This is a genomic window from Bacillus sp. z33 (assembly GCF_058313615.1).
The window spans coordinates 995,075-1,001,196 of record NZ_JBZFQN010000002.1 but is presented as its reverse complement, the minus strand read 5'-3'; the positions used below and the strand labels follow the sequence as shown (position 1 = coordinate 1,001,196).

9 protein-coding genes are annotated in these 6,122 nt (G+C 36.9%); 3 read left to right on the top strand and 6 right to left on the bottom strand.

What is annotated here, in order from left to right; genetic code table 11:
* Window positions 1-71 (bottom strand): cold-shock protein (locus AC4G3L_RS11880; RefSeq protein ID WP_491077200.1); only part of this gene is annotated, 71 nt, incomplete at its 3' end.
* Between the two features lie 375 nt (window positions 72-446).
* Window positions 447-608, bottom strand: coding sequence for a sporulation protein Cse60 (locus AC4G3L_RS11875; RefSeq protein WP_491077159.1), 162 nt, complete (start codon window positions 606-608; stop codon window positions 447-449).
* A 592-nt stretch (window positions 609-1,200) separates the two neighbouring features.
* On the opposite strand from AC4G3L_RS11875, the gene AC4G3L_RS11870 reads away from it, so the two are divergent.
* Window positions 1,201-2,001 carry an alpha/beta fold hydrolase gene (locus tag AC4G3L_RS11870; RefSeq protein ID WP_491077158.1) on the top strand — a complete coding sequence of 267 codons (801 nt, stop codon included), beginning with the start codon at window positions 1,201-1,203 and terminating at the stop codon, window positions 1,999-2,001.
* A 457-nt stretch (window positions 2,002-2,458) separates the two neighbouring features.
* Here AC4G3L_RS11870 and AC4G3L_RS11865 read toward each other — a convergent pair whose 3' ends face one another.
* Window positions 2,459-3,604 (bottom strand): acyl-CoA dehydrogenase family protein, encoded by a 1,146-nt coding sequence (locus tag AC4G3L_RS11865; protein ID WP_491077157.1) that lies wholly within the window; start codon window positions 3,602-3,604, stop codon window positions 2,459-2,461.
* A 183-nt stretch (window positions 3,605-3,787) separates the two neighbouring features.
* On the opposite strand from AC4G3L_RS11865, the gene AC4G3L_RS11860 reads away from it, so the two are divergent.
* Complete coding sequence (locus AC4G3L_RS11860) at window positions 3,788-4,117, top strand: hypothetical protein (RefSeq protein ID WP_491077156.1); 330 nt, start codon at window positions 3,788-3,790, stop codon at window positions 4,115-4,117.
* A gap of 40 nt (window positions 4,118-4,157) precedes the next feature.
* Here the strand turns inward: AC4G3L_RS11860 and AC4G3L_RS11855 are convergent, their stop codons facing one another.
* On the bottom strand, window positions 4,158-4,238 hold the full coding sequence (locus AC4G3L_RS11855; RefSeq protein ID WP_491077199.1) for a DUF1731 domain-containing protein: 81 nt from the start codon (window positions 4,236-4,238) through the stop codon (window positions 4,158-4,160).
* Between the two features lie 396 nt (window positions 4,239-4,634).
* Between AC4G3L_RS11855 and AC4G3L_RS11850 the strand changes: the two genes are divergently transcribed.
* Complete coding sequence (locus AC4G3L_RS11850; RefSeq protein ID WP_491077155.1) at window positions 4,635-4,964, top strand: DUF1433 domain-containing protein; 330 nt, start codon at window positions 4,635-4,637, stop codon at window positions 4,962-4,964.
* Window positions 4,965-5,015: 51 nt separating this feature from the next.
* On the opposite strand, the gene AC4G3L_RS11845 is transcribed toward AC4G3L_RS11850, so the two are convergent.
* Entirely contained in the window at window positions 5,016-5,216 is a 201-nt protein-coding gene (locus tag AC4G3L_RS11845) for a hypothetical protein (protein ID WP_491077154.1), read from the bottom strand.
* A 147-nt stretch (window positions 5,217-5,363) separates the two neighbouring features.
* Window positions 5,364-6,071, bottom strand: a complete 708-nt coding sequence (locus tag AC4G3L_RS11840; RefSeq protein WP_491077153.1) for a Type 1 glutamine amidotransferase-like domain-containing protein — start codon at window positions 6,069-6,071, stop codon at window positions 5,364-5,366.
* Window positions 6,072-6,122: the final 51 nt, after the last annotated feature.

The window sequence follows — 6,122 nt, the reverse complement described above, 5'->3', positions numbered from 1 at the left end:
TCTCCGTCTTCACGTTCAATAAATCCAAAACCTTTATCTGCATTAAACCATTTCACTTTACCTTGTTCCATAATTGTTGCCTCCTAGTGTGTTTCCACACAATGTGTTACTATCCCTGCTCAAATACCTTAGACGAAAATCAAAAATTGTTTATCAATCTGAAACCGCCGAACAAAAATAATTCTTCTTTAGAATAACAGACATATTTTAAAATAGCAAATTATTAGACTCTTACCCTCTATAAACACACTAAACCTTATGAATTAATCTTCTTTAAAATTTAAAATTCTGGCATGGTTCAATACCGATCCTAACGGAAATTTACAAACATACTGAAGCTAATTGGCTAGCATGAGCCCAGCGGTCACACCAGCCAATAAGCCGATTGATAGGGACACTGACTTTTTTGGGGGCACATCAATATTAATTAGGTCCTTTTTAAAATTTTAATTATATATAATAATCGCCGCAAAAGATTCATCTTTACCATCGTAAGCACCTGCAAATTTAATATCAATTATCTGATTAAGTGATAAGTCACTTAAAGCTGTATTAATCTTACTCTCTAATATGTTAGTATCGGATGCTTTTACTACTTTTACTTTCATATATAAACACCACCTTTCGCTCTATACATTCGACAATAGGATATGTTTTCCTGCTAAAGAAAGCACCCTAAAGGATGATTGCCTTTTATTTTTCACCTCTTATTTCTTTATTATTAAATATTTTTAATTAATCATGCGTTTAATTTAAAAAGAGTCAATCCAAGATATATCAAAAGTTTGAGCCTTATTGCTATCTAATAAGATTTAGGGGACGGCATACATAAATTAGGTTGGAGGGTATCCCTTTAAACACTATCATCATGTCCCAATAATTTGACGATGATTGTATTCTTTACAATGAAGAACACTTGCCCCATGCATAGATCGCTGAACGTATCATAAATTCAGCCTGCCCTGCTTGTTCCTTTTGCGACTGCCTGATTATTATTAGCCACATTGCAACTTTGCCATTAGTATCAAGCTCAGCATGAATTACTTCCTGATCATACTTATTATCCTAATCTTTCCTTAAGTAAAGATTGTGATTGCAAGGATAACTTTAAGCATTACGTGGCATATATGTATACATTTATGATTCACCTGATGAATAGTATATTTTTGTAGACACTTTATTGATACGGGGGAATTGAATGTGGGATATTATGTTAGTGTTGAAGAGGACGTCAATTTGTATGTGGAAGATTTAAATCCTGAAGGCAATATCCCAATAGTGTTCTTACATGGCTGGCCATTAAGCCATGAGCAGTTTGAGTATCAGTTTAATGTTCTTCCGTCATTAGGGTACCGTTGTATTGGAATCGATTGGAGAGGGTTTGGGCGGTCTGACAAACCACTGCATGGCTATAATTATAATCAACTGGCAGATGATTTAAGGCAAGTAGTAGAGATTCTTGAAATAAAGGATTTCACTCTCTTAGGTCACTCCACGGGTGGGGCAATTGCTCTGCGATATATGTCAAGGCATAATGGTCATGAAGTTTCCAAGCTCATTCTTGTAGACTCAGCAGCTCCTACTGGGTTTACCGCAGAAACGGCGGAACACTTACTTAACTTATCCTTGAATGATCGGCCAAAAATGATGCGTGAAGTCACAGAAAGCTTTTTCTTTCAAAATATCACCAATCCATTCTCTGAGTGGTTTTTTCAATTGGGATTACAAGCAGCCGGCTGGTCTACAGCAGCTGTAATCAGGATGCTAAAGAATGAGAAACTATATGAAGATTTACCAAGAATTCATGCCCCAACATTAATTATTCATGGTATTCACGACAAAGTTATACCATTTGTACAGGCAGAAGAATTAAAGCAAAAGATAAGAAATTCAAAGCTTGTCCAGTTTTATTATAGCGGGCATGGTCCTTTCTGGGAGGAGCGAAAAAAATTCAATCACACGGTCAATCAATTTATTGAAGGAAACTTACATTCTCAGTAACTATAAAGAAAGGGAGACTTCCCTCTTCTCTTTTTTGTCATCCCGATGTTTCGCAATACTGACGTTTTCTAAAGAGTCTTTTACTATGATTAAGTCAGATGCGAATGTAACAGAGCCAATAATTTCAATAATGAAACCCATATAGAAATAAAGAAGCTGGAACAGAACAAAACTTCCACTCTAAAGCCGAATAATTAGTAGGTATTCAACAGCAGAAAAAAAATAAAAACCGAACTATTCTGATACTCTATCAAGATAAGAGTTTTAGAAAATAGTACGGTTTTTTATTGACTGAATACCTTTTGTCCCAGCCTCCCTTGATTCTTAATCTATGCTTATGACTCGACTCTGCAGATTCACTTTCCTGTAATTCATGAGTCCATATGAATCGGTAATAGTAGATGCACTGATATTTGTGAACTTAATTTGATAGTTACCCTTGATTGGTCACGACATTCTATTCTAACGAATCCTCCAACGCACTCTTCGCCAGTAAGCTCAACGTGGAATCGTCCATCGGAGGATTATGCAGTCCAGCTCTTACATCACGATAATATCTTTGCATAGGATTTTTCCGCTGCAGACTTTGGGCTCCTACAATTCGCATGGCTATATCTACGATTGAGATTGCCTGATTGGTTATTGCTGTTTTGACAGCTGCCAGTTCAGAACCCATCTGTTCCCGTTTCTCTGGATACTGGTCCCAGCGATCGGCAACTGAGTACAGAAAGCTTCTAGATTGCATCAGTTCAAGCTCCATTTGTCCAATTTTAGCCTGAATATGAGGCAATTCCGAGATAGTTCCGTTTAAGCTGTTTGGGGAGTACGTTTTTGCAAATTGGATGGCATAGTTACGTGCACCAGTTGCAATGCCTAAATAACAGGCAGGTATATGTAATAGCCAGCCTGAAGCTTTTCTGGCAGTTGCTTTTTCCACATAATCTTCTTCAGATAACACGACATTTTCTAGGATTAAATCATGGCTGCCAGTCCCTTGCATGGAAATCATATCCCATGTTTCATCAATACTCAAGCCGCTCTGATTTTTGTACACTTTAAACCAACCTATTGTCTCTTCTTCTGGTATCCAGGCACTGACAAGAATGATATCCAGTGCCGGAGCCAGTGAGGTGTACGTTTTTTTTCCATTCAAAATCCATTGACTGCCTTCTTTGCGCGCAACCGTCTGCGGTCTTCCACCCCTTGTTGGGCTGCCTGTCGCTGGTTCCGAAGCTGCACGATTAATCAATGCTCCTTCAGCAATTTCTTTAAATAATTTCTTTTTATTCCGATCAGTCCATGTTTCATTTTCTAAGAGCTCCAGTACCACCATATTGTGCCACCCAATCGCGAGCGCGGTTGAGCCGCAATGTTGAGCGATAATTTCCTGTCCATATAAAAAGGTCATTAACCCTTCCCCGGCCCCTCCATATTCTCTTGGCAAGGTTAGGGTTGTATATTTTATTTTTTTCAAATCATCAATATTTTCGGCAGGGAATGACCTTTCCTCATCATATTTTGGTGCTCTTTCAGAAAACTTTTTCGCAGCTATTTTTAATGGTTGCAAAATATTCTCTTGTTGCTTTGTTATATAATCCTGCATGGTGCCAGCTCCCTTATCGAATAGTACTATTCTGGGTTGAATAGTACGGTTTATATGTTTATCTTATCACTTTGTTTCTTCTATACCCATTGCCAAAGCATATATATCCTCTCTTCTGAGCAATAGCCCATGCAAAATTTAACCATGTGCATTAACTAATTATATAGAAAGGAGAGAGAACAATTGAGCAGAGAACATGATGAGGATTTCTTTGAATATGCTTCTGACCTGATTGGTGAACAGGTTCAGGTTATTACTGTTGAGGGTTCATATTATGGAGAATTAAAAAAATTGAAAAGCGACTTTCTATTGTTGCTTACAAGTAATCGGGGTCAAAGCAGCATCATAGCCATACGCCTAAAAAAAATAATTGGAATTTCAAAAAACCTAGAAAGAAAAAGGCCTTTATTTTTTGGCCCACAACTTTGGGCAGAAGAACAAGAAGTTAGTATAGAGGATCAGCATGATGACGTTCAATTAGATGATGACCATGAATTCCATCAAGATAAATGAAATAACTAAGGGGCTCTGTTTTCACTTCAGAGTCCTTTTTCTATTTCACTAATTGCTTTAAAGCAGAGTTTAAATCTGGATACAAAAATGTGTATCCAGATTTAATTAATCTTTTAGGAATTACCTTTTATCCCTCCACAATTAACGTAATCATCTCTCCCAAAGCCATTTTCATAAACATGGAAGAAATCATTATCCAGTGTGGCTTATGAAGAGCTTTTCCCAGCGCCTTCCCGAAATCAGCCATTCTCAGTGGATTTGGGACTGTCAAGTTAACAGGACCCAAAAATTAGGTTTATAACTCTGTTCTGCAAAACTATAAAACTCTAAAACTGAAACCTTTTTTGAAGTGTAAGGTAATTCCATTTTCCCACCCCACTTAAATTGTATAATTTACCATTTTTGTATTAATATTAAATTATAAATTCTATAAAAGGGAAAATGATACATGAGAAAAAAGTCCATTATTATTGGTGCTATAGTTATTTTATTGGCAGTAATAGCAGGAGGTATGTATATGCAGAAAAAAAAGGTGGAAAAAGCTGAAGCTGAAGAAACTACCTTTTGGGAGAAACAGAAGCCAAGAATCGAATTATTCTTCCGTTACAACTTCAAAGATATTCAAACCATTACTTACACAGAATCAGGGCAAACTCCTATGGGGGTCTATATTGATGGCTACTTAAATGATAATCCGAAATATCGTTTCTCAGCAGATGTGCTTGGAGATGAAGACGAATTCAATGGGAGTGTAAGCTTTTCAAAAGAAGTGCGAGAAGATCTGGTGAAACCAGGAATCGAAAAAGATGTTGATGAAATATTAAAGGAACAAAAAGAAAGTCAGTAAAAATACTGACTCTTCTTTTTTTATTCTGCCGCTTCAAAGAGCATGGTTTTGTCATGTAGCTTTTAGATTTTTTTGCTTCCTTACTCCAGTTGCATCATACCACCTCTTCCGCCTTGTAGAATTTACTATTTTTAATCTAAACAGAAAGGACGGCCATCCATGTCTGATAACGTGAAAAATAAAGACACCAATAAATAAGGCTGCCAATTCTTTTCTGACAAATCCACTTCCTCCTGCAATCGCAATTTTCATTATTTACACCCCATTTATTTCCCCACACTCAAATTATTTAAATTTTCTGACTTTGTTCTACGTGCTATTTCACTCTTCCTTAGATTATGGAGTTATAAACATTTATCTAAACTTAATTATGTATACAAAGCTATAGGTTTTATCTATTTAAAAAGAATTCTCTCCTAAATAATAGGCTGGAAGAATCGTTTCTTGAATGGAATTTTCAACTATTTCAACTTTATAAGCTGCTGGGTGTGGACGTGAGCTAACCACTTTGAATAGTTTGCCATTCATATAATGAAGCCCTACTCCGTCATCAGCGGCAATCCCTGGTTTTAAGAGCCTGTCCTTAATCATCTGCTGATAAGCTGGTCTTCGATTCGTTTCACCATCATAATGTGGTGAATGACTTCCCGCCAATATTCCCAGAGCCTTTATTGGTTCTAATTTCTCACCATAGGAGTCTGTTATTCCTTCCTCATACCAGCAAATCGCACCTGCGCTGATTCCACATAGTAATATCCCTCGTTGATAGGCTGTTTGAAGAATATCTTCCAAACCCCATTCTTTCCAGAGAATCAATAAGTTCTTTGTATTTCCTCCGCCAACATATATAATATCCTGCTCGAGAATAAAATCTTGTATATTTTCTGTAGGTGGCTTAAATAAGGATAAGTGGGTAGGTTCGCATTCCAGCCTACTAAAAAAATCATAAAATCGCTTGATATATCCTTCTGCATCCCCGCTGGCTGTCCCAATAAAACATATTTTCGGTCTTTTAGCAGCAACCTGTTTCAATATATATTGATCCAATAAAGGATTATCCGGTTCCATTGAAAAACCGCCACCCCCTAAAGCAATGACCTGTTGCATACCCATTCCTCCCTTTAAGTACTTTTTTTATAAATTAATACCCTAAATCGT